This is a genomic window from Pantoea wallisii, from assembly GCF_002095485.1.
Lineage (GTDB): Bacteria > Pseudomonadota > Gammaproteobacteria > Enterobacterales > Enterobacteriaceae > Pantoea > Pantoea wallisii.
The window spans coordinates 1-22,210 of record NZ_MLFS01000070.1 but is presented as its reverse complement, the minus strand read 5'-3'; the positions used below and the strand labels follow the sequence as shown (position 1 = coordinate 22,210).

Genomic DNA, 22,210 nt, shown 5'->3' with positions numbered 1-22,210 from the left:
CAGCCAGCGCCACGGCGCCGGCAGTCGCCTGGCGTCAGGCCGGCGATAAATATGTGCTGATTGAGTACGGTGACAATGTGCTGGATCTGGCGCTGCGTCTGCGCGTGCACCTGCTGATGCAGGCGCTGCAGCAGCGCGCCGTGCCGGGTATTGAGGAGCTGTCGCCCGGCGTGCGCTCGCTACAGGTGCGCTACGACAGTCTGGTGATCGGCCAGCAGCAGCTGATGCAGCTGCTGCTGGCGCTGGAGCAGGAGCTCGGCGATGTCAGCCAGCTGACGATCCCCTCACGCACCGTCTGGCTGCCGATGGCGTTTGAAGACAGCGCCACGCTCGGCGCGGTTGAGCGTTATCAGGAGACGGTACGCGCCAGCGCACCGTGGCTGCCGAACAACGTCGATTTTATTCAGCGCATCAACGGGCTGGAGAGCCGCGATGCCGTGCGCGACACGCTGTTCGCGGCCAGCTACCTGATTCTGGGGCTGGGCGATGTCTATCTCGGCGCGCCTGTGCGGTTCCGGTTGATCCGCGCCACCGTCTGCTCAGCTCGAAATACAGTCCGGCACGCACCTTCACCGCAGAAGGCACCGTGGGCATTGGCGGCATGTACATGTGCATCTACGGCATGGATTCACCGGGCGGCTACCAGCTGGTTGGGCGCACGCTGCCCATCTGGAACAAGTTCCTCAAAAACCCGCAGTTCGCGGCCGGTGAGCCGTGGCTGCTGCGCTTCTTCGATCAGGTGCGCTTCTATCCGGTGACGGAGCAGGCGCTGACACAGCTGCGCGATGATTTCCGCGAAGGCCGCGCCACGCTGCGCATCGAAGAGACACCGTTTGATTTCGCCGCCCATCAGCAGTTCCTGACGGACAACGCCGACTCGATAGCGGCTTTCCGCCAGCGTCAGGCCGCCGCGTTTGAACAGGAGGTGGCGCTGTGGGCGCAGGAGGAGCAGAACGTCCCGCTCAACAGTGAACCGCTGCACGACGCGCCACAGACGGAAGAGGATGCTCAGGCCGTGTGCGCCGACATGAACGGCAATATCTGGAAAGTGCTGGTTCAGCCGGGTGACACCGTCAGCGCCGGCCAGACGCTGGTGATCGTGGAAGCAATGAAGATGGAGCTGGCGATTGCTGCGCCGCAGGCGGGCACGGTGAAGCGTATTGCCTGCCAGGCGGGACGTCCGGTCAGCCCGGGTGATGCCCTGCTGTGGCTGGCGTGAGGGGGCGCCATGACAACCACAGCGCGCAGTAAAGGCCGACCGGAAGCGCTGGCTGAGAAAGTCTATCAGGCGCTGAAGCAGGACATCTTTGCGTTCCGCCTGATGCCGGGCGATCGCTTCAGTGAAAACGAACTCGCCGGGCGACTGGCCGTCAGCCGTACGCCGGTACGTCAGGCGCTGTTCTGGCTGGAGCACGAGGGCTACGTCGAAGTCTGTTTCCGCAGCGGCTGGCAGATTAAGCCGTTTGATTTCAACTATTTCGAAGAGCTGTATGACCTGCGTACCGTGCTGGAGCGCGAAGCGGTACGCCGGCTGTGCGCGCTGCCACCGCTGGCCTGCGCGGAGACGCTGACGGCGCTGAAACAGTTCTGGATTGACGCAGCACGGCTGGATGACGGCAACGCGGTATCAACGCAGGACGAAGGGTTTCATATGGCGCTGGTGGCCGCGGCCGGTAATCAGGAGATGGCGCGCATCCACGCCGGACTGACGGAGAAGATCCGCATTATCCGCCGCCTCGACTTTACGCGTGAAGAGCGGATAGAGGCTACCTATCGCGAGCACGCGCTTATTTTGCGGGCCATTTTTCAGCAACACACCGAGGAGGCACAGCGCATTTTAACCGACCACATTGCCGTCAGTAAGGCCGAGGTCAGGAAGATCACGCTGCACAGATTACAGCAGGCCAGGCTTCAACCCGTTGAATAACAATGACTATCACATTTAGGGGTTTATGATGAAAAGACGTTCACTACTTAAAGCGTTTGCGCTCTCTGCCACCGTGGTCAGCATGGGGCTCTCCTTTACGGCCCGGGCGGCTGACACCATCAAGGTCGGCATTATGCATTCGCTCTCCGGGACGATGGCGATCTCTGAAACGCCGCTGAAAGATGTGGCGCTCATGACGATCGATGAGATCAATGCCAAAGGCGGCGTGCTGGGCAAAAAACTCGAACCGGTGGTGGTCGATCCCGCCTCAAACTGGCCGCTGTTTGCTGAAAAAGCGCGCCAGCTGCTGTCGCAGGACAAAGTAGCCGTGGTGTTCGGCTGCTGGACCTCGGTTTCACGTAAGTCCGTGCTACCGGTATTTGAAGAGCTGAACGGCCTGCTGTTCTATCCGGTGCAGTATGAGGGCGAAGAGATGTCGCCAAATGTGTTCTATACCGGCGCGGCACCAAATCAGCAGGCGATTCCTGCAGTGGAGTATCTGATGAGCGAAGAGGGTGGCAGCGCCAAACGCTTCTTCCTGCTCGGCACCGATTATGTCTATCCGCGCACCACTAACAAAATTCTGCGCGCTTTCCTGCACACCAAAGGCGTACAGGATAAAGACATTGAAGAGGTCTATACGCCGTTCGGCTACAGCGATTACCAGACCATCGTCTCTAATATCAAGAAGTTCTCCGCCGGGGGTAAGACGGCAGTAATCTCAACCATCAACGGTGACTCCAATGTGCCGTTCTACAAAGAGCTGGCAAATCAGGCATTAAGGCCACCGACATTCCGGTGATCGCCTTCTCCGTCGGAGAGGAGGAGTTGCGCGGAATTGATACCAAACCTCTGGTGGGACAACTGGCCGCGTGGAACTACTTCGAGTCGGTAGATAACCCCACTAACGCGAAATTCGTTGCCGACTATCGCGCCTGGGCGAAGGCACGCAACCTGCCGAACGCCGGTACCGTCGTCACCAACGATCCAATGGAAGCCACCTATGTCGGTCTGCACATGTGGGCCCAGGCAGTGGAGAAGGCCGGCACGACAGATGTGGATAAAGTGCGCGCCGCCATGGCCGGACAGACATTCAGCGCACCAGACGGTTTTACCCTGACCATGGATCAGACCAACCACCATCTGCATAAGCCGGTAATGATTGGTGAAGTTGAGGAGAACGGCCAGTTCAATGTGGTTTGGCAGACCGAAAAACCGGTACGCGCCCAGCCGTGGAGCCCGTTCATCGCCGGCAATGATAAAAAGCCGGACCATCCGGTGAAGTCAGCGCAGTAAACGGTAGGGTCGCTCTAAAGGGTGACCCTCATTAACCGGACCCTAAGGCCGCCCGTCAGGGCGTCTTCAACCTCCATCAGGGCCAGAACCATGACAATTCGCCGTTATCTCTGCTGTCTGCTGTTACTGCTGCCCGGCTTCGCGCAGGCGGGTGATGGCGCAGACTTCGCGGTCGCCAGCCGCACTCAACAGGCCACACTGCTGCAGCAGTGGGCGGCCGCTCCGCAGGCCAGCCGCCTGCCGCTGCTGGAAGCGCTGCGTAATGAAAGCGTGGTCATTGACCCGAACAGGCAGCCCTTCAGCAAACAGGGTGATGCCCTTATACCGCTTGATAGCGCACGCGCACCCGCGGGTGAAACCAAAAAGATCTTTATGAACAACCGGCTGCGCGTGCTGGTGGCCAGCGCCCTTGCCGCCCATCAGCTGGTGAGCCACGATGCGGCCGTACGCCTGCGTGCCGCACAGCAGCTGCAAAATGACGCCGCCGCCGATCAGCTGCCGCTTATTGCACAGCGCCTTGCAACCGAACCGGACAGTAACGTCCGGGCGGTTTTAGCCATGGTAGCGGCCCGCCTGCAGCTCACCAGCCCGGATGCTGCCGTGCGTCTTCGCGCCGTCACGCTGCTGGGTGAATCGGGCGATCCTGCGGTGCAGCCCAGCCTCACGCATTTAACCCTGGCCGATAATGAACCCGATGCGCAGGTGCGCGCCGCCGCCGCGGCCAGCCTGCAGAACATCAGGCAACATCTGATGTGGGGCGACCTGCTCGGCCAGGCCTTTACCGGGCTTTCGCTGGGCTCAATCCTGCTGCTGGCAGCGCTGGGGCTGGCTATCACCTACGGCCTGCTCGGCGTGATCAACATGGCGCATGGCGAAATGCTGATGCTGGGCGCTTACGCAACCTGGCTGGTACAGAGCCTGTTTCAGCAGTTTGCGCCGCAGTGGCTGGCGTGGTATCCGCTGCTGGCGCTGCCGGTGGCGTTTGCGGTCACCGCGCTGATGGGCATGCTGCTGGAGCGCACCATCATTCGCCATCTGTATGGCCGTCCGCTGGAGACGCTGCTCGCCACCTGGGGCATCAGCCTGATGCTGATCCAGCTGGTCCGCATGCTTTTCGGCGCGCAAAACCTTGAGGTCGCTAACCCGGCCTGGCTCTCCGGCGGCTGGCAGCTGCTGCCCAACCTGGTACTGCCCTGGAACCGTATCGCGGTGATCCTGTTCGTGGTGGCAGTACTGGCGCTCACCTGGCTGCTGCTGAATAAGACCCGCCTGGGTCTTAGCGTGCGTGCCGTGACGCAAAACCGCGCCATGGCCGATTGCTGTGGCGTGCCCACCGGGCGCGTTGACATGCTGGCTTTCGGCCTCGGCTCCGGCATTGCCGGGCTCGGCGGCGTGGCGCTCTCACAGCTGGGCAACGTCGGGCCGGAGCTGGGTCAGGGCTATATCATCGATTCGTTTCTGGTGGTGGTACTCGGCGGCGTCGGTCAGCTGGCCGGTACCGTGGTGGCCGCACTGGGGCTCGGCATCCTCAACAAAGTGCTGGAGCCGCAGATTGGCGCGGTGTTAGGCAAGATTTTAATCCTCGTGCTGATCGTGCTGTTTATTCAGAAGCGCCCACAGGGCCTGTTTGCTGTCAAAGGGAGGGCGATCGACTGATGAGCCAGCCACTCACCTTAACCGCCGTTCGCAGAGCGCCGCGCCTGAGCGCCAGCCTGGGCGTGGTCTGCACCCTGCTCTTGCTGCTGCTGCCGTTTTGCGCCCTGCTGCCTGCCACCCATCCGCTGGCGATCTCCACCTGGACGCTGACGCTGGTTGGCAAAATTCTCTGCTACGCGACTGTTGCCGTGGCGCTGGATCTGGTGTGGGGTTACGCCGGTCTGCTGTCACTGGGTCACGGTCTGTTCTTTGCGCTGGGCGGCTACGCCATGGGGATGTACCTGATGCGTCAGGCCGCCGGCGATGGCCTGCCGGCGTTTATGTCGTTTTTGTCATGGCATGAGCTGCCGTGGTTCTGGGCGGGCACGCAGCACTTCGCCTGGGCGCTGTGCTTAATTGTCCTGGTGCCGGGCCTGCTGGCGCTGCTGTTTGGCTTCTTCGCCTTCCGCTCAAAGATCAAGGGGGTTTACTTCTCGATCATGACGCAGGCGCTGACATACGCGGGCATGCTGCTGTTTTTCCGCAATGAAACCGGCTTTGGTGGTAACAACGGGTTCACCGGGTTTACTACCCTGCTGGGGTTTAACGTTACCGCTACCGGCACGCGTATCGGGCTGTTTGTTGCCACCGTGCTGCTGTTGCTGGCGAGCCTGGCGCTGGGTTTTGCGCTGGCACGCAGCAAGTTTGGCCGCGTGCTGACGGCAGTCCGCGACGCAGAGAACCGCCTGATGTTTGTCGGTTACGATCCCAAAGGCTTTAAGCTGTTCGTCTGGACGCTCTCGGCGGTGCTGTGCGGTCTGGCAGGCGCGCTCTATGTGCCGCAGGTCGGCATCATTAATCCGGGTGAGATGTCGCCGACCAACTCGATTGAGGCCGCCATTTGGGTCGCCCTCGGCGGGCGCGGCACGCTGGTGGGTCCGCTGCTCGGCGCGGCGATTGTCAACGGCGCAAAGAGCTGGTTTACCGTGGCTTTTCCGGAGTACTGGCTGTTCTTCCTCGGCCTGATGTTTATCCTCGTCACGCTATTCCTGCCGCGTGGCGTTATTGGCCTGCTGCGTCGGAGGCGCCATGACTGAGCAACTCTTTACCCAACCGCACCCGGCGGATCGCCATCGCCGGCACCCCGATCCGGTCCTGCAGCTGGAGAAGATCAACGTCTCGTTTGACGGCTTTCGCGCCCTGACCGATCTCTCCCTGCAGATCGGCGTTGGCGAACTGCGCTGCATCATCGGCCCGAACGGCGCCGGAAAAACCACGCTGATGGATGTGATTACCGGTAAAACCCGGCCAGACAGTGGCCAGGTCATTTACGACCAGGATACCGATCTGACGCGTCTGTCGCCGGTCGATATTGCCCGCGCCGGCATCGGACGTAAATTTCAGAAGCCCACGGTATTTGAAGCGCTGACGGTGTTTGAGAATCTGGAAATCGCGCTGAAAAATGACAAATCGGTGTGGGCCAGCCTGCGCGCGCGCCTGGACGGCGAGCAGCGGGATCGTATTGATGACGTACTGAAACTGCTGCGGCTGGGCGGTGAGCGGCAGCGTCAGGCCGGTTTGCTGTCGCACGGCCAGAAGCAGTTTCTGGAAATCGGCATGCTGCTGGTGCAGGAGCCGCACCTGCTGCTGCTTGACGAACCGGCGGCGGGCATGACCGATGCCGAAACCGAGTATACCGCCGAGCTGTTTCGTACGCTGGCCGGTAAGCATTCGCTGATGGTAGTGGAGCACGACATGGGCTTTGTTGAAACTATTGCTGACCATGTGACGGTGCTGCATCAGGGCCAGGTTCTGGCGGAGGGATCGTTGCGTGAGGTACAGGCCGACGATCGGGTTATCGACGTTTATCTGGGGCGCTAAGATGTTACAGGTAGCTGAACTGAATCAGTATTACGGCGGCAGTCACATCCTGCGCGGCCTCTCTTTCGCCACCCGACCAGGGGAGATCACCTGCCTGCTGGGGCGCAACGGCGTGGGCAAAACTACGCTGCTGAAGTGTCTGATGGGCTTAATTCCCGTGAAATCGGGCGAGATCCGCTGGCAGGATAAGGTGATTAACCACCGCAGGCCACACCAGCGCGTGCAGGCCGGTATCGCCTACGTACCGCAGGGACGGGAGATCTTTCCGCGCCTGACGGTGGAAGAGAATCTGCTGATGGGGCTGGCACGCTTTTCCGGTGCGCAGGCGAAAAGCGTGCCTGAGGAGATCTACCAGCTGTTCCCGGTGCTGCGCGAGATGAGAACACGACGCGGCGGCGATCTCTCCGGCGGGCAGCAGCAGCAACTGGCGATTGGCCGCGCGCTGGCGTGCCGGCCACAGTTGTTGATTCTTGATGAGCCCACCGAGGGTATTCAGCCTTCGGTGATCAAAGAGATCGGCGCAGTGATTCGCCAGCTGGCCCAGCGCGGCGACATGGCGATTCTGCTGGTTGAGCAGTTCTATGACTTTGCCGCCGAGCTGGCGGACCACTATCTGGTGATGTCGCGCGGTGAAATAGTGCAGCGCGGGCGGGGAGCCGAAATGGACGCCGACGGCGTGCGTGGCCTGGTTGCAATTTGATGCGTGCTCAAAATCCGGTCGCCATAAATGGCGACCCTGCGAGGGGGGGCATTGATGGTGGCCGGAAATCCCGCTGCCATAAATGGCAGCCCTGTAGGGTGCGCATTCATGCGCACCTGGAAAAGCCGGTCGCCGATGTTTATAAAATCCCGGTCTCCACACTAAACTGCCGCTGCTCGCCGGGGGCCAGCGCAATCAGCGTCCCCGCGCACTGCGCCGCGTTGAACCCCTCCGGCCGGCAGGTGGCGGGCAGCACATAAGCGGCCACCTGCTGATCGCGGTTGTGCAGCAGCCAGCGCGTGGCGTGCGGAAACTGGCGGCTATCAAAGCGCGTCATCAGCGCAAACCCCTGCGGCGAGTGCAGCTCAAACTGCATCTCATCACCGTACTGCGCCAGATCATCGGCAAAGAATACAATCTCCGGATCGCACAGCGCTGGCTGATCCAGCCGCTGCAGCGCCTGCGGATCGCGCGCCAGAATTTCCGTATAGGCCTGCCACTGTGGCGTCGGTTTAACGTGCGCCGGGATCGAGGTGCGTAGCCGGAACGCCGTGGCCGGGATCGACTGCCGGAATTCGCCGTCAGCTATCCATGCGCTATTGAGGTGGCACATATACTGCAGCGGCATAGGTGCACCGGCCAGGTTGGTCACATTCATCTCTATCTGCAAGCGCGGGCGATTGGCCTCAACCCGCACCGCGGGCGCGGCCAGGTAGTGGTGGCCAAACCCTTTGACGTACTCGGTTTCACCCTCCAGCGAAACGCGATCGGCTTCCAGCACAATCCACGCGCTGTCCATGCGCGCGCAGGCCATCTCACCATGCAAGGGGTGATCGTCCTCCGCTGCCGGACAGCCATTTGCCAGCAGCCCGGAGTGGAAGGCAAAGCAGCCGTAAGTATCAATGATCGAACTGCCCGGCAGCGGCTGTTTAAAGCTGTGGCCCATGGTCAGTGCGTGCCGGTCAAACCGCACCTCCCAGATCATCTGACCGTAAAACGGCAGCACAATCACTGTGCCACGCTCATTGCTGATGCGTACCGCTTCAATACCCGCCGGATAGCGGAACAGCTCAACGTGGAAATCAGCATTGCGCAGCAGCGTGGCCGGCGTCTCCTGAAACTGCTCCCGGCGCAGCGGTAAACGGGTTTTCATGGCATCTCCTCCACTAAACGGCCCGCCTGCTGCGCATGCTTTTTATGGCGCAGCTCACCCCAGAAATAGAAGCCAACCCAGGCAAAACAGAGCAACGAGACGCCAAACGCCAGCTGCATTGAGCCAAGATGATCAGAGGCAAAGCCCTGGATCGCCGGTATAAAGGCCGCGCCGACGATCGACATCACAATAAAGGCGCCCGCCACCTCGGTGTATTTATTCTCCACCGTCGCCAGCGTGCCGGCGTAGATGGTGGCCCAGCAGGGTCCAAACAGCACGCTGACGAACACGGCCGCGTAAACGGCGGTGAAGTTCGGCACAAACATCACCCATGCCAGGGTAAGCACGCCAAGCAGCGAATAGACGATCAGCACTTTCTCAGCGCGGAAGCGCGTCATCAGGAAGTTGGCTACAAATTTACCGATAAAGAAGCAGATAAAACTGTAGATCATAAAGTTCGAGGCGTGACGTTCGTTAGCCGCACCGAGCGTCAATGCCAGGCGGATAGTAAACGACCACACCGCCACCTGCATGCCGACATACAGGAACTGCGCCACGATACCGCGCTTAAAGTGCCGGTTAGCGGCCAGATAGCGGAAGGTTTCGCCCAGCGACGGCAGCGCGCGCTCGTTGGCGGCCGGTTTGCAGCGCGGATAGCGCGTGAACAGGAACAGCAGCATCACGACCACCAGCACCATCACCAGATATTTATAGGGCTCCAGCGTGTGCTCCAGCATACTGAGGCGGAACGCGTGCGCCTGCTCTGCGCTCATTCCTGCCATCTGGCTCTCCAGGCTGTCGCCATCCTGAAACACCAGATATTTGCCCAGCACAATCCCCATCAGCGCGCCCACCGGGTAGAAGGTCTGGCTGATGTTCAGCCGCAGTGTGGCGTGGTCGCGATGACCAATCATTGAGCTGTAGGTGTTGGCAGCCGTCTCCAGGAAGCTCAGGCCAATGGCGATGGCGAAAATCGCCGCAAGGAACATGGTATAAGTTGCCATGTGCGAGGCGGGATAGAACAGGATGCAGCCGCCGATGTAGAGCGCCAGCCCCATCAGGATCGCCAGTTTATAGGTGGCTTTACGGATCACCAGCGAAGCCGGAATCGCAATCAGGAAGTAGCCGCCATAGAACGCGCTCTGTACCAGCGCGCTGGCGAAGTCACTCAGCGCGAACACGCTTTTAAACTGGGTGATCAGGATATCGTTCAGGCTGGCGGCACAGCCCCACAGCGGAAACAGGCACGAGAGCAAAATAAACTGGAACAGCGGCGTTTTATTCAGATAGCCATCAGATTGCTGAACAATGTTCTGTTGCATAGCCCGGCCTCAGTTAAGGTTAAGAAAGCGCTGGAAGGTGTCCGCGTCAGGATAAGCACGCTGCGTGCCGCGACCGGTGACGCTGCACGCCGCATAAGCGGAGGCCTGCGTCATCGCCGTGGCGATATCGCCGGTTTTCACCAGCATCTGTGCGAAGCAGCCGATAAACGCATCGCCCGCGCCGCTGGTGTCCACGGCCTTCACCGCCGTGGGCGCCACCTGATGCACACTGTCGCCACTCATCCACAGCGAACCGCGTGCGCCCATGGTGATAATCAGGTTTTTCAGCCCACGCTTGAGCAGCGTCTGCCCCGCCCTTTTGATCTCCTCATCGCTGCCCACCGGCATGCCGGTCAGGATCTCCAGCTCGGTTTCGTTCGGCATGAAGAAGTCGCATTTGCAGGCATAGGCGATATCCAGATCGGCCACTGCCGGCGCCGGATTAAGGATGACGCGAATATCGTGCTGGCGGGCAAAATCAATCGCGTAGTAGACGGTCTCCAGCGGGATCTCCAGCTGCAGAATCATCAGCTGGCAGCTTTTCAGCGCCCCGGCGGCGGCATCCACATCTGCCGGCTTGAGCTGCTGATTGGCGCCTTTGATAATCAGGATGCGGTTTTGCGACTGATCGTCCACAAAGATTGGCGCTACGCCGCTGGATGTGCCGGGCGCGGTGGTGACAAAGCGGGTATCCACGCCCTGCTGCTGCAGGTTCGCCACCGTGTTGGGTGCAAACAGATCGTCACCGACCTTGCTGACCATTATCACGCGCCCGCCCATCTTTGCCGCCGCGACCGCCTGGTTGGCCCCTTTGCCGCCACAGCCGATGGCAAAATCGGGCGCTTCCAGGGTTTCGCCTGCCTTAGGTAACTGATTGGTATAGGTAATAAGGTCAACCATGTTTGACCCGATAACCGCGATGTCCATTGTGTGCTCCCGGTGAATTTTTAACGTTTTTAATGTTATTAAAATCACACTATCAGCTTAATAAGAGTAATAATGTGACAAAATTCACAACACAGTGGTGCGGATTAATCGGATAAATCACACTTTATTCTGTCCGGGTAATGTTATTATTTTAACAATTCGCGCCTGCAGAGACAGGTGGCTTCTGCGGTTATCAGCGCGCTGTGGGAAGTTTGCGGGCGGATCCCATTACGGGTAATATTGAGAGCCAGCCTGTCGGACGTGTCGCAAATCATTAAAATCTGTAAGATTTGTCGTGATTTTGGAGAAGGCGCGGGTGAAAACCGCCACGGCTTTTGGTTATTCCGACCCTGTGCGTAAGCGTCAGGCCGCGGACCCGCTGCGAGATGGCTGGCGCTATCAGAAGATCAATTACATCGAGATGCTCATGGAAACCCGGCGCGACGAACGAATTAACAAGCTGGCTCAGGCGCTGAAACGCACCGATAAGCTGCACCTGAAAGATGCCGCGCAGCTGCTTGGCGTGTCAGAGATGACCATTCGCCGCGATCTTACCGAACCGGCCTCCACGGTCGTGCTGCTGGGCGGCTACATCGTCAGCGATCCTAAAAACCATGCCGGGCACTACTTTATCTCCGATCAGCACGGGCAAAATGCCGCGCGCAAACAGCGCCTGGCACAGGTGGCAGCCGGCTTAATTGCGGAAAACGATACGGTGTTTTTCGATTGCGGTACCACGCTGCCGTACATCGTTGATGCCATTCCCGATACGCTGCCGTTTACCGCTATCTGCTGCGCTATGAATACGTTTCTGGCGCTGAAAGAGAAACCGGCTTGTAACGTGATCCTCAGCGGCGGCGAGTTCCACGCGGATAACGCCCTGTTTACGCCGATTGGCACCCACTCGATCCTTGATGACCTCTGCCCGACGCTGGCGTTTATCTCTGCGGCAGGCATCGACCTGGAACAGGGGGCAACCTGCTATAACATCAATGAGTTAGCTATGAAGCATCACGCCATGCTGCGCGCACGCAAGCGGGTGCTGGTGGCGGACAGCAGCAAGTACGGTAAAGTGCTGCCCGCGCGTATTGGTGAGCTGCGCGGCTTTGATTTGCTGGTGAGCGACAGCGCGCCTGATGCGGCACTCCAGGCATGGCTGGCGCAACACAATATTCCGCTGCACCTGCCATAAGGCTTACGCCTGACGATCGATAACCGCTTCGCCGTCGCGCAGGCGGCGCAGGTTATCGCAAATCCCCTTGATATTGCCCGCCAGCGAGATGTCGGTGACGCCACCGATGTGCGGCGTGGCAATGACGTTGTAGCGAAACAGCGCATCGTTCGGATCTGGCGGCTCCTGCCAGAACACGTCCAGCCCGGCACCCGCCAGCTGCCGGCTCTCCAGCGCGGCAAGAAACGCCTGCTTGTCGATCAGTCCGCCGCGACCAAGGTTAATCAGGAAGCCCGCCGGCTTCATCTGTGCCAGCGCGCGTGCGTCAATGATGCGGTGCGTCTGCGCGTTGTCCGGCAGGCTGAGCACCACAAAATCACTCTGCTGTAGCAGTTCGGGCAGCTGCGCCATGGTGCCAAGCCAATCGAGCTGATGCTCACGTGCAAACGCGTCATCCGCCTCACGCTTTACGCCGATCATGCGCATACCAAAGGGCGCAAGGCGCTTTGCCAGCGCTTTGCCGATGCCGCCCAGCCCCACCAGCCCGACGGTTTTGCCTTTTAGCCCCATGCCAATCGGCTGACCGAGCTTTTGCTGCGCCAGGCAGTCGGCAATCTCATTCTGCCGCCGCGCCAGGCCAATCATCATCCAGATGCCCAGCTCCGCCACGGAATCTGCATTGCCAGAGTCATCGGAAGGCACGTTCGCCACCATGATGCCGTGCTGTTTTGCTGCGCGCAGATCGATACCCTCCAGCCCGACGCCCGCCTGCTGAATCAGCCTGAGGCGGTCGGCGGTCGCCAGCAGGCGCGCATCGACACGGCACATGCCGGGGATCAGCGCATCGAAGCCCGCCAGGCTCTCTGCCGCATGGCCGGCAGAGGCGACAAACTCTACATCCGGTAACGTCTGGCGAATCGCCGGGATCAACCCACCCCAGGCATTTTCATCCGCCGCAATCAGCACTCTCATGGCACTCTCCGTTTCAGAACAAAAAATCAGCATAGCGACTACTGAACGATAATCAATCAGTTATCAGGTAAGGATAACGGCAGCGGCCACTGCCCTTCAGGTATGGCTGTGGCTAAAGATCCGGCGCCCTGCCGGTTTTGGCGTGGCGATCCGCAGCCTCATGCGGGGCGGGATTTCGGCAAGCGCGCATTAGGCTGTGATTGCCGGGGGAAAACGGCTAAACTTCAGCATCTGACGTTCCACCCTTTACAGACCAAGAGGCTCAATCCAACGTGGCTCAATTCGTCTATAGCATGCATCGCGTCGGCAAAGTGGTTCCGCCGAAGCGTCACATTCTTAAGAACATCTCCCTTAGTTTCTTCCCTGGCGCAAAAATCGGGGTCCTCGGCCTGAACGGCGCGGGTAAATCGACCCTGCTGCGCATCATGGCGGGCATCGATAAAGACATTGAAGGGGAAGCACGCCCGCAGCCGGGCATTAAAGTGGGTTACCTGCCGCAGGAGCCCAGCTCAATCCGGAGCACACCGTACGTGAGTCGGTAGAAGAAGCCGTATCTGAAGTGGTGGGTGCGCTGAAACGCCTGGACGAAGTCTATGCGCTGTACGCCGATCCGGATGCCGATTTCGACAAGCTGGCCGCTGAGCAGGGCCGTCTGGAAGAGGTTATTCAGGCGCACGATGGCCATAACCTGGAGACCCAGCTGAATCGCGCTGCGGACGCCATGCGTCTGCCAGAGTGGGACGCAAAAATCGCGAACCTGTCCGGTGGTGAACGCCGCCGCGTCGCGCTGTGCCGTCTGCTGCTGGAAAAGCCAGACATGCTGCTGCTTGATGAACCGACCAACCACCTGGATGCGGAATCCGTGGCGTGGCTGGAGCGCTTCCTGCACGACTTCGAAGGCACCGTGGTGGCGATTACCCACGACCGTTACTTCCTTGATAACGTCGCCGGCTGGATTCTGGAGCTGGACCGTGGCGAAGGCATTCCATGGGAGGGCAACTACTCCTCCTGGCTGGAGCAGAAAGATCAGCGCCTGGCGCAGGAAGCCTCTTCCGAAGCGGCGCGCCGTAAATCGATTGAGAAAGAGCTGGAGTGGGTGCGCCAGGGCGCGAAAGGCCGTCAGTCGAAGGGCAAAGCCCGTCTGGCACGCTTTGAAGAGCTTAACAACACCGAATACCAGAAACGCAACGAAACCAACGAACTGTTCATTCCGCCTGGCGCGCGCCTCGGCGACAAAGTGCTGGAGGTGACCAACCTGAGCAAATCGTATGGCGACCGCGTACTGATTGATGACCTCTCATTCTCGCTGCCGAAAGGCGCGATTGTGGGCATTATCGGCCCGAACGGTGCCGGTAAATCGACTCTGTTCCGCATGATGTCGGGCCAGGAGCAGCCGGACTCCGGTTCAATCGTGCTGGGCGAGACCGTGAAGCTGGCGTCGGTGGATCAGTTCCGTGATGCCATGGACAACTCAAAAACCGTGTTCGAAGAGGTTTCGGGCGGTCAGGACATTATGCGCGTTGGCAACGTTGAGATGCCAAGCCGTGCGTATGTCGGTCGCTTTAACTTCAAAGGCACCGATCAGGGCAAACGCGTTGGCGAGCTGTCCGGTGGTGAGCGTGGTCGTCTGCACCTGGCGAAACTGCTGCAGGTGGGCGGTAACCTGTTACTGCTGGATGAACCGACCAACGACCTTGATATCGAAACCCTGCGCGCGCTGGAAAACGCCCTGCTGGAGTTCCCGGGCTGTGCCATGGTGATCTCGCATGACCGCTGGTTCCTTGACCGTATCGCTACCCACATCATCGATTACCAGGATGAAGGCAAGGTAGAGTTCTTTGAAGGTAACTTCACCGAGTACGAAGAGTACAAGAAACGCACCCTCGGCGCGGATGCGCTGGAGCCGAAGCGTATTAAGTACAAGCGTATGGCGAAGTAATTGCCCGCACGTGAAAAAGGCGCCGAAAGGCGCCTTTTTTATTGCCGGACGTTAACTCCCCAGCGTCTCTTTAACCAGCTCGACGCAGCGCAGGAAGCGCGTATCGTAGTCATCTTCTTTGACGTGCACAAAATCGATATTGTTTTCGCGCAGCATGGTGATCAGCATCGACTGGAACTCACGGCGATCCACTGAGCTGCCCAGGCTGCGTAGACCATCCGCTACCCACGGCACGTTATTCTCCAGCAGGATCACCAGGTCAAAACGGTACTCATCGATCAGCGCCTGCACGAACGGATGCTCACGCCCCTCATACTTGAGGCAGAACGCCTGCGTGGTGATGAAGTCGGTATCGATAAAAGCGACCTTGTTGGCATATTTCACAGCAAAATCAATATACTGTGCCTGCCCCAGTGCAATTTTGTCATAGTCTGAATATTGCAGCGCCATCTCATCGCCGCCAAGGTGCGAGAAGACATAGTCGCGGCCATATTCCCACGCGCTGGTGGTATTGAAGATGTTTGCCAGCTTGTTGACCAGCGTGGATTTACCGCTCGATTCACCGCCCAGCACCGCCACGGTCCGCACAAAGAACGGCTTCACTTCCGTCGGGATGTACTCCCAGTAGCGGAACGGATCCTGACGGATCTGACCGCCGCTGATATTCATAAATGATCGGTTGGGATCGATCACTACCGCCGGCACGCCGAGGTGCTGCTGATACATCGCCGCATCAGGCTCTTCGCTGGTATAGACGCAATCCGGTTCAATGCCCTGCTCCGCGAGGAATTTCTTCACCCCTTCGCTCCAGACATCCCAGCCATGCGGATAGGGTTCGATCCCCTCTTCATCGAACGAGTGGATGCGGATATTTTTCTGGTATTTAAACGTTTGCAACAGCCAGCGCAGGCGGTCGCTGACGGTAGGCTGCTGTGACATGGCGCTGTTTTCAAACAGTTCGCGATCGCGCGGATCGTCATGGCCCATGATGATGTGCAGCTCATCCACCTGACTGCAGGCGCGCTGGATCAGATAGATATGGCCGGTATGCAGCGGGTAGAATTTCCCGAATACCACGCCGACGGTTTTATCACGGCGCGGGAACTCCAGCCCGAGAAAGCGGTGCAGCGCCTCCAGCTTCTGCGCGCTGGGGCTTTTGATTTTGGCATTCAGCAGCTGGCTTAAATAGCCCTTGGTCATCCCGCTGGCATCGGCCACCTGCTGCAGCGTGTGGCCCTGCTGGCGAATCGCGGTCTTCAGATAATCGAACGATGACATGTTGTGCCTCCTGCATGGAAAAAAGGGCGGTGCAGCATTTCAGACGGTGCGCATAAATGCGCACCCTACAAATATAGGGTTGGCATTCATGCCGGCCAGGAGATGTTACAGCTCATCGAGAATCGCCAGCGCATCCGCCAGCTTCTTCGCGCTGTAGACCTTCATACCCTCAATCGCTTTCTTCGGCGCATTGCCCGCCGGCACTATCGCACGTTTAAAGCCGTGCTTGGCCGCTTCAGAGATGCGCTCCTGACCGCTTGGCACCGGACGAATCTCGCCCGCCAGCCCCACTTCGCCAAAGATCACCAGATCCTGCGGCAGTGGACGATCGCGCAGGCTCGATACCATCGCCAGCAGCAGGGCCAGATCGGCGCTGGTTTCGGTGACCTTAACGCCGCCGACCACGTTGACGAACACATCCTGGTCCGCCATCTGCAAACCGCCGTGCCGGTGCAGCACCGCCAGCAGAATCGCCAGGCGGTTCTGCTCCAGCCCTACCGCGACGCGGCGTGGATTGCCCATCATTGAGTGATCCACCAGCGCCTGGATCTCGACCAGCAGCGGGCGTGAACCTTCCCACACCACCATCACGGAGCTGCCAGAGGTGATCTCATCGCCGCGCGACAGGAAAATCGCCGACGGGTTGCTGATTTCGCGCATGCCCTGTTCGGTCATGGCAAACACGCCCAGCTCATTTACCGCCCCAAAGCGGTTTTTGTGGCTGCGCAGCGTGCGGAAGCGCGAATCGGCGTCACCATCCAGCAGAACCGAGCAGTCGATGCAGTGCTCCAGCACTTTCGGACCCGCCAGCGAGCCATCTTTCGTCACGTGTCCCACCATGATGATCGCCACGCCGCGCGTTTTGGCGAAGCGCGTAAGATAGGCCGCCGTTTCACGTACCTGCGCCACGCTGCCTGGCGATGACTGGATATCTGCCATGTGCATCACCTGGATCGAGTCGATCACCATCAGCTTCGGCTGCTCCTGCTCGGCGATCAGGCAGATCTGCTCGATGCTGGTTTCTGACAGCATATTCAGGTTTTCCGTGGGTAATCCCAGACGGTGGGCGCGCATGGCCACCTGCTGCAGTGACTCTTCGCCGGTGACGTACAGGGTTTTCATCCCTTCAGCCAGCTTGCACATCACCTGCAGCAGCAGCGTCGACTTCCCTGCGCCGGGACTTCCGCCAATCAGGATAGCACTGCCCGGCACCACGCCGCCGCCCAGTACGCGGTCAAACTCTTTAAAACTGGTGGAGAAACGCGGTAGCGCTTCCAGACTGATCTCGGAGAGCTTCTGCACCCGGCTGCTACCGGCATTGCCGGCGTAGCCACTCAGGCGCTCGTTACGTGCTGCTGCCGGCGAGGCGGCAATGCGCACCTCGGTGATGGTGTTCCATGCGTGGCAGGCGCTGCATTGCCCCTGCCAGCGCGGATAATCAGCGCCACATTCGTTACAAACGAAGGCGCGTTTTGCCGCTTTGGCCAAATCAAATCCTCTGTTAACGCTCTTCGTGAATCAGGCTGCCGGTCAGGATGCAGAACACCCCCATCAGGTCAGCGTGACGGATAATGACTTCCGTCTGCTCATTCACTTTAGGTTTAGCATGATAGGCGATACCCAGCGCCGCCGTTTTAATCATCGGCAGATCGTTTGCCCCATCGCCAATCGCAACCGTCTGTTCCGGTGCGATATCAAAGCGTTGTGCCAGGTTATTCAGGGTATCGGCTTTAAATTGTGCATCGACGATCTGCCCCAGCACTTCGCCGGTCAGCTTGCCGTCACGCATTTCCAGTTCGTTCGCTACCGCTGCCGCCAGGTGCAGCGTCTGACGCAGATAGTCGGCATAGAAGGTGAAACCGCCGGAGGCTATCGCCACCTGCCAGCCCAGCGCCTGCAGTTTTTGCACCAGCGTGGTCAGGCCGGGCATCAGCGGCAGTGTGTCGCGCACCTGTTTCAGGATAGTGGCATCGGCGCCCGCCAGCTTCGCTACGCGCTCGCGCAGGCTGGCTTTGAAATCCAGCTCACCGCGCATGGCACGCTCGGTGACTTCCGCCACCTGTTCGCCGCAGCCGGCCAGTTTGGCTATCTCATCGATACACTCAATCTGGATCGCAGTAGAGTCCATGTCCATGACCAGCAGGCCCGGCGTTTTCAGATGCGGGATTTTGCCCAGCGGCGCAACATCAAAACCGGCAGCGTGCGCCAGCTTCATGGCGCGCGGCGTCAGCGAACCCGCCAGACGAATCACCTGATACTCATCGACATTCCACGCGCTGACGATCACCATCGCCGCACCGAGCTGATGCTGGTAATCGGTCAGTTTTTGTTTATCGAGCCCGCGCCCATACAGTAACCAGCCAGTCCGACCAGCACGGTAATCCAGCGGCATCACTTCATCACCGCTCAGGGAAAGGGGTAAACCCGGCCAAAGAGAGACATCGGCGGGCAGATCGCACCAGGTAAGACGATTTGGCATTACAGCTCCTGTAGGGACAACAAAACCACGCAAGAGGCTACCTTGTCAGCGCGGGTTCTGGCAACATAATTGCCAGCCTTTCTGCTGTTACGTCACACGGGTTTCTGATGGTCAAAACCGCATTGAAATTTCGCCTGCATCGCACGGTGATTGTTCTTATCTCGCTGGCGCTGTTAGTGGTGCTGATGCAGGGCGCATCATGGTTTAGTCTCGGCCATCAGATGGCGCGCTCTGAGCAGGTTGAGGAGCTGGCGCATACGCTGACGCGGCAGGTGGCGTTTAGCCTGAAGCCGCTGATGGACAACAGCGACGATAACCGCACGCAGATCGCCGCTATCCTCAATCAGATGACGGACAACAGCCGCGTGCTGGATGCTTCAGTCTATGCCGACGACGGCAGTTTAGTCGCCCACAGCGGCGAGAGCATCAACGTGCGTGACCGGCTGGCGCTGGATGGCAAACGCGCCGGCAGCTATTTCAACCATCAGATTGTTCAGCCGCTGGAGGGCAAAGAGGGTCCGCAGGGCTTTCTGCGCATTACGCTGGATACGCATGTGCTGGTAACGGAATCGCGCCAGGTGGATAACACCACCAATATTTTGCGCCTGATGATGCTGCTGTCGCTGGCGATCGGCATCATCCTGACCCGCACCCTGCTGCGCGACCGCCGCACCCGCTGGCAGCAATCGCCGTTTCTGCTGACGGCCAGCCGCGCGGTGAAAGAGGATAAAGAGGAAGAGGCGGCAGCGGAGAGTGTGGAGACGGAGAGGAAAGAGGGTTGAGGCAGATAGCTCTCTATAGAAGCACGTCGCAGATTAATATTGCCGGGAGGTGGCTGGCTGGGATGGGATACAGAGTGACGGTGAAGGCTGGACGGACAGCCTGATTCTGACGACTGGCAGCTAAAGAGAAAAAGCCGGAAGGATCGTTAAGATTGCGTCCGGCTACTATTATGGGACCTTATTTTTAACCGCTATTGCATTATCTACGACATCATCAAGCAGCATTTCTTCTTTCTGGGAGAAATTAGAATATTGAGACATAGCTCTGCATGTTGATAGTTTTTCTAATATTTCAAGAGAAACTTTATCACCACACTTGATTGTTTCATTATACCAATTAGTGAAAAAAATCGCTGACTCAATTTTACCATTCGCATTAAGCTCAACTATCATTTTTTCGAGCGATCTAATTAAATCATTTAAAGCATTCACCAGCGAACCCTCATAGTTTTAACAACCTATGTTCAGGGGAGATTTGAAACCACAGCTTGATATCTTAAGCCAGGATATCCAGCGCCCTGAGCAGCTGCAGGATCTTCACTTCGGGGCCTTAAGTTCTAATAGATTAATTATGATTACTCTCCAGTCATGACGGATTGTTAGTTTTTGGCACAATAGGGAAATTTATTATCGCAATAACAACTGTGACGACTATTTTGCAATCATCTTATGACATCAGCGCTAATTTATCACGCTAAGTATAATAATCTTTAAACTTCTATTAATAGATCGAATTGTTAAAACTATGTTCTTTTCGTGGCGTTTATTTGGTAAAGTCCGCGAATCGATCCAGCTTTAATAATCAGGCATACAGGTTTAAATGTTTAAACCACCGGTTATCCCTAATGGTCATCTACTATTCTTGAAATTTATGGAAAGTTGTAGCACTATCCTTACCCGAAAAGATATAGCAATGTATCGACATAAGGATAGTTTGAATTAAATTTTATGCTAATCCTCTGATAATTACGGACCTTCCCAATATTTAGTGTTTTCAGTAGCTCTCTCCAAATCGTCCATATCATCCTCTCCAGGCTCACGCTCAAATTTACCTCCAATCATTCCTCTCATCTTCGATAACAATGTAGTAATATCATTGTCATCAATGAAATTGGTAGTTTCTCGCTCATACGCTCTTGGCTTCTCCTCATTTATTGTTGATTCGTTATAATAATAATGAGTTATATTATTTAATGACACCAATATATAATCAACCCCCTTATATAAATCAATTACCTCAGCCTCTGTTAAATATATTTTCTTTTTATTTCTCGCCACCACCACCCCCTTTAATTATTATGTGATTATAAATTTTAATATTGTCAACAACAGTTAATTCATCAGAATGAAACCGTTGATTACGAATTTATTGTGGCTTAAGGTTGGGGCATGTGTTTCAATAAAATATCGGTTAGACAATGACTCTAAAGACTAAAGACTAAAGACTAAAGACCCGTAAAAACTATTTATCAATGATGATAAAAACGCACTAAAAAAGCCAACGAAAAAACAACCAACTAATGAAAGTTACAATCTTTATTACTTAATTAAATAAAGATTACCGTAAAACATCAAGACCAAAACCAGCCTCGTCACTACAATGGCATTACTTTATATCTCTCACACCTTTATAATAGCACTAGCCTCACACGAGTTATATTAGCTTAATCAATGGCGTCCTGGCGTTATTATTTACACTCACAGCCAATTATCCATACAGTTCTGGACAAGCAACTTAAGAATAAGTTTGCAAACACATCAACAATCATAACTTTACCAATCCATTATCGCTATCAATAAAAACATTAAACGATTCATTTTTCGCACAATAATGCAGAAACTCTTCACATTTTTTATATTCCTCGTTAAGAGCAATACACCCAAATCCGACATCATCATGTGGATAAATGGCCACATTTAAATCCAGATTAATATAAAAACAAACCTGACCAACAACTCCAGCATGACACATCATCAATCTTGATAGGCCTCTGAAGTCATGACTTTTTTTACTTAAGCTGAGTGAAAAAGCCGGCAAACAAGAATCACCATAAAGATAACTTTCAAACTCTTCGGTCATTGGCAAAAGTAATTTTTTATCTTTCATCTCCTCATATAAAGCCTGATAATTATCAATCGTTTCTTTATCATCCTCTCTTTCATCATTAAATGAAAGAGCTGCAATAACAATTACACCTTCATCCTCTTTACCAAAAAACCCTTCGAATAAAGAAATAGCCTCGTCAATTAGAGGGTATGAAAAAGAATCTTTTTTTTCAAAAAAACCGACCCAACTGTTGGACAATCTAAATCCAGAGAAATTAATTTCATTTAGTGAGAGGCTACTTATCGATTTTAATGATCTTTCCATCACTCATACCTATAGTTATTTTATGCCTTGGCTTTGGTTCCGCTTTACCTATACCAACTTTCCATTCGCCTTGTTTATCACTATGCGATGTATTACTTTTACTCCATATTTCATTTGTATGATTATTCTTATAATTCCCACCTTTTACTTTAACAAAATCTTCAGGATGTGATGATGGAGTCCTTACTATATCGCCTATTTCAGCACTGTTTACTTTTTTCTTAGGATTATCTAAGTGGCATTTTGAAAGACCCAGGGGATCAATCCATGCCAGCGGGTTCGGCGCATACTGATAAAGATTCAGCCCACCCGCCAGCCCTATCGGGTCCTGACTGATGAACCGTCCCGCATCCGGATCATAGTAGCGGAACCGGTTA

The 22,210-nt window shown here is 56.6% G+C and carries 19 protein-coding genes and 3 pseudogenes; 11 read left to right on the top strand and 11 right to left on the bottom strand.

Features of this window, described 5'->3' with window-relative positions:
- Positions 1-53: 53 nt before the first annotated feature.
- The 8 genes and pseudogenes from HA48_RS22995 to urtE all read left to right on the top strand — a co-directional run.
- Positions 54-634, top strand: a pseudogene (locus HA48_RS22995) (carboxyltransferase domain-containing protein); the annotation flags it as partial.
- A 120-nt stretch (positions 635-754) separates the two neighbouring features.
- Positions 755-1,219 carry an acyl-CoA carboxylase biotin carboxyl carrier protein subunit gene (locus HA48_RS22990; protein WP_425270674.1) on the top strand — a complete coding sequence of 155 codons (465 nt, stop codon included), beginning with the start codon at positions 755-757 and terminating at the stop codon, positions 1,217-1,219.
- A 9-nt stretch (positions 1,220-1,228) separates the two neighbouring features.
- The gene (locus HA48_RS19265; protein WP_128602746.1) at positions 1,229-1,927 is read left to right on the top strand and encodes a GntR family transcriptional regulator; all 699 of its coding nucleotides are present in this window, start codon (positions 1,229-1,231) and stop codon (positions 1,925-1,927) included.
- A gap of 28 nt (positions 1,928-1,955) precedes the next feature.
- Positions 1,956-3,223, top strand: a pseudogene (gene urtA, locus HA48_RS19260) (urea ABC transporter substrate-binding protein).
- A 90-nt stretch (positions 3,224-3,313) separates the two neighbouring features.
- Positions 3,314-4,879, top strand: coding sequence for an urea ABC transporter permease subunit UrtB (gene urtB, locus HA48_RS19255; RefSeq protein WP_128602745.1), 1,566 nt, complete (start codon positions 3,314-3,316; stop codon positions 4,877-4,879).
- On the top strand, positions 4,879-5,955 hold the full coding sequence (urtC, locus tag HA48_RS19250; protein WP_128602744.1) for an urea ABC transporter permease subunit UrtC: 1,077 nt from the start codon (positions 4,879-4,881) through the stop codon (positions 5,953-5,955). The genes urtB and urtC overlap by 1 nt, the downstream gene beginning before the upstream one ends.
- A complete protein-coding gene (gene urtD, locus HA48_RS19245; RefSeq protein WP_128602743.1) occupies positions 5,948-6,739 on the top strand; it encodes an urea ABC transporter ATP-binding protein UrtD in 792 nt (263 codons plus the stop codon). Before urtC ends, urtD begins: the two co-directional genes overlap by 8 nt.
- Before the next feature lies 1 nt (position 6,740).
- On the top strand, positions 6,741-7,439 hold the full coding sequence (gene urtE / locus HA48_RS19240) for an urea ABC transporter ATP-binding subunit UrtE (protein ID WP_128602742.1): 699 nt from the start codon (positions 6,741-6,743) through the stop codon (positions 7,437-7,439).
- A 139-nt stretch (positions 7,440-7,578) separates the two neighbouring features.
- On the opposite strand, the gene HA48_RS19235 is transcribed toward urtE, so the two are convergent.
- The 3 genes from HA48_RS19235 to rbsK are packed head-to-tail and all read right to left on the bottom strand — an operon-like array spanning position 7,579 to position 10,841.
- Positions 7,579-8,592, bottom strand: a complete 1,014-nt coding sequence (locus tag HA48_RS19235) for an aldose 1-epimerase family protein (RefSeq protein WP_128602741.1) — start codon at positions 8,590-8,592, stop codon at positions 7,579-7,581.
- A complete protein-coding gene (gene fucP / locus HA48_RS19230) occupies positions 8,589-9,914 on the bottom strand; it encodes an L-fucose:H+ symporter permease (protein WP_128602740.1) in 1,326 nt (441 codons plus the stop codon). The genes HA48_RS19235 and fucP overlap by 4 nt, the downstream gene beginning before the upstream one ends.
- Before the next feature lie 9 nt (positions 9,915-9,923).
- On the bottom strand, positions 9,924-10,841 hold the full coding sequence (gene rbsK, locus HA48_RS19225) for a ribokinase (RefSeq protein ID WP_128602739.1): 918 nt from the start codon (positions 10,839-10,841) through the stop codon (positions 9,924-9,926).
- 427 nt (positions 10,842-11,268) lie between these two features.
- Between rbsK and deoR the strand changes: the two genes are divergently transcribed.
- A complete protein-coding gene (gene deoR, locus HA48_RS19220) occupies positions 11,269-12,033 on the top strand; it encodes a DNA-binding transcriptional repressor DeoR (protein WP_128602747.1) in 765 nt (254 codons plus the stop codon).
- Between the two features lie 3 nt (positions 12,034-12,036).
- On the opposite strand, the gene HA48_RS19215 is transcribed toward deoR, so the two are convergent.
- Entirely contained in the window at positions 12,037-12,984 is a 948-nt protein-coding gene (locus tag HA48_RS19215) for a 2-hydroxyacid dehydrogenase (protein ID WP_128602738.1), read from the bottom strand.
- Between the two features lie 272 nt (positions 12,985-13,256).
- On the opposite strand from HA48_RS19215, the pseudogene ettA reads away from it, so the two are divergent.
- Positions 13,257-14,923, top strand: a pseudogene (ettA, locus tag HA48_RS19210) (energy-dependent translational throttle protein EttA).
- A 51-nt stretch (positions 14,924-14,974) separates the two neighbouring features.
- Here ettA and nadR read toward each other — a convergent pair.
- The 3 genes from nadR to serB form a co-directional block, all read right to left on the bottom strand.
- Entirely contained in the window at positions 14,975-16,201 is a 1,227-nt protein-coding gene (gene nadR / locus HA48_RS19205; RefSeq protein WP_128602737.1) for a multifunctional transcriptional regulator/nicotinamide-nucleotide adenylyltransferase/ribosylnicotinamide kinase NadR, read from the bottom strand.
- Positions 16,202-16,306: 105 nt separating this feature from the next.
- Positions 16,307-17,689: a DNA repair protein RadA gene (gene radA, locus HA48_RS19200; protein WP_128602736.1), complete on the bottom strand. Its 1,383-nt coding sequence runs from the start codon at positions 17,687-17,689 to the stop codon at positions 16,307-16,309.
- A 13-nt stretch (positions 17,690-17,702) separates the two neighbouring features.
- On the bottom strand, positions 17,703-18,680 hold the full coding sequence (serB, locus tag HA48_RS19195; RefSeq protein WP_128602735.1) for a phosphoserine phosphatase: 978 nt from the start codon (positions 18,678-18,680) through the stop codon (positions 17,703-17,705).
- A 107-nt stretch (positions 18,681-18,787) separates the two neighbouring features.
- Between serB and HA48_RS19190 the strand changes: the two genes are divergently transcribed.
- On the top strand, positions 18,788-19,462 hold the full coding sequence (locus HA48_RS19190) for a YtjB family periplasmic protein (RefSeq protein ID WP_128602734.1): 675 nt from the start codon (positions 18,788-18,790) through the stop codon (positions 19,460-19,462).
- A gap of 168 nt (positions 19,463-19,630) precedes the next feature.
- Here the strand turns inward: HA48_RS19190 and HA48_RS19185 are convergent, their stop codons facing one another.
- The 4 genes from HA48_RS19185 to HA48_RS19165 form a co-directional block, all read right to left on the bottom strand.
- Complete coding sequence (locus HA48_RS19185; protein ID WP_128602733.1) at positions 19,631-19,894, bottom strand: hypothetical protein; 264 nt, start codon at positions 19,892-19,894, stop codon at positions 19,631-19,633.
- A 534-nt stretch (positions 19,895-20,428) separates the two neighbouring features.
- A complete protein-coding gene (locus HA48_RS19175; RefSeq protein WP_128602732.1) occupies positions 20,429-20,740 on the bottom strand; it encodes a hypothetical protein in 312 nt (103 codons plus the stop codon).
- A gap of 487 nt (positions 20,741-21,227) precedes the next feature.
- Positions 21,228-21,833, bottom strand: coding sequence for a DUF3885 domain-containing protein (locus tag HA48_RS19170; RefSeq protein ID WP_128602731.1), 606 nt, complete (start codon positions 21,831-21,833; stop codon positions 21,228-21,230).
- Positions 21,805-22,210 (bottom strand): RHS repeat-associated core domain-containing protein (locus HA48_RS19165; RefSeq protein WP_139807994.1); only part of this gene is annotated, 406 nt, incomplete at its 5' end. The genes HA48_RS19165 and HA48_RS19170, both read right to left, overlap by 29 nt.

Excerpts from the sequence above, each read along its gene's own strand:
- HA48_RS19265 (WP_128602746.1), top strand. The coding sequence starts at position 1,229 with ATGACAACCACAGCGCGCAGTAAAGGCCGACCGGAAGCGCTGGCTGAG.
- urtB (WP_128602745.1), top strand. The coding sequence starts at position 3,314 with ATGACAATTCGCCGTTATCTCTGCTGTCTGCTGTTACTGCTGCCCGGC.
- urtC (WP_128602744.1), top strand. The coding sequence starts at position 4,879 with ATGAGCCAGCCACTCACCTTAACCGCCGTTCGCAGAGCGCCGCGCCTG.
- urtD (WP_128602743.1), top strand. The coding sequence starts at position 5,948 with ATGACTGAGCAACTCTTTACCCAACCGCACCCGGCGGATCGCCATCGC.
- urtE (WP_128602742.1), top strand. The coding sequence starts at position 6,741 with ATGTTACAGGTAGCTGAACTGAATCAGTATTACGGCGGCAGTCACATC.
- HA48_RS19235 (WP_128602741.1), bottom strand. The coding sequence starts at position 8,592 with ATGAAAACCCGTTTACCGCTGCGCCGGGAGCAGTTTCAGGAGACGCCG.
- fucP (WP_128602740.1), bottom strand. The coding sequence starts at position 9,914 with ATGCAACAGAACATTGTTCAGCAATCTGATGGCTATCTGAATAAAACG.
- rbsK (WP_128602739.1), bottom strand. The coding sequence starts at position 10,841 with ATGGACATCGCGGTTATCGGGTCAAACATGGTTGACCTTATTACCTAT.
- deoR (WP_128602747.1), top strand. The coding sequence starts at position 11,269 with ATGGAAACCCGGCGCGACGAACGAATTAACAAGCTGGCTCAGGCGCTG.
- HA48_RS19215 (WP_128602738.1), bottom strand. The coding sequence starts at position 12,984 with ATGAGAGTGCTGATTGCGGCGGATGAAAATGCCTGGGGTGGGTTGATC.
- nadR (WP_128602737.1), bottom strand. The coding sequence starts at position 16,201 with ATGTCATCGTTCGATTATCTGAAGACCGCGATTCGCCAGCAGGGCCAC.
- serB (WP_128602735.1), bottom strand. The coding sequence starts at position 18,680 with ATGCCAAATCGTCTTACCTGGTGCGATCTGCCCGCCGATGTCTCTCTT.
- HA48_RS19190 (WP_128602734.1), top strand. The coding sequence starts at position 18,788 with ATGGTCAAAACCGCATTGAAATTTCGCCTGCATCGCACGGTGATTGTT.
- HA48_RS19170 (WP_128602731.1), bottom strand. The coding sequence starts at position 21,833 with ATGGAAAGATCATTAAAATCGATAAGTAGCCTCTCACTAAATGAAATT.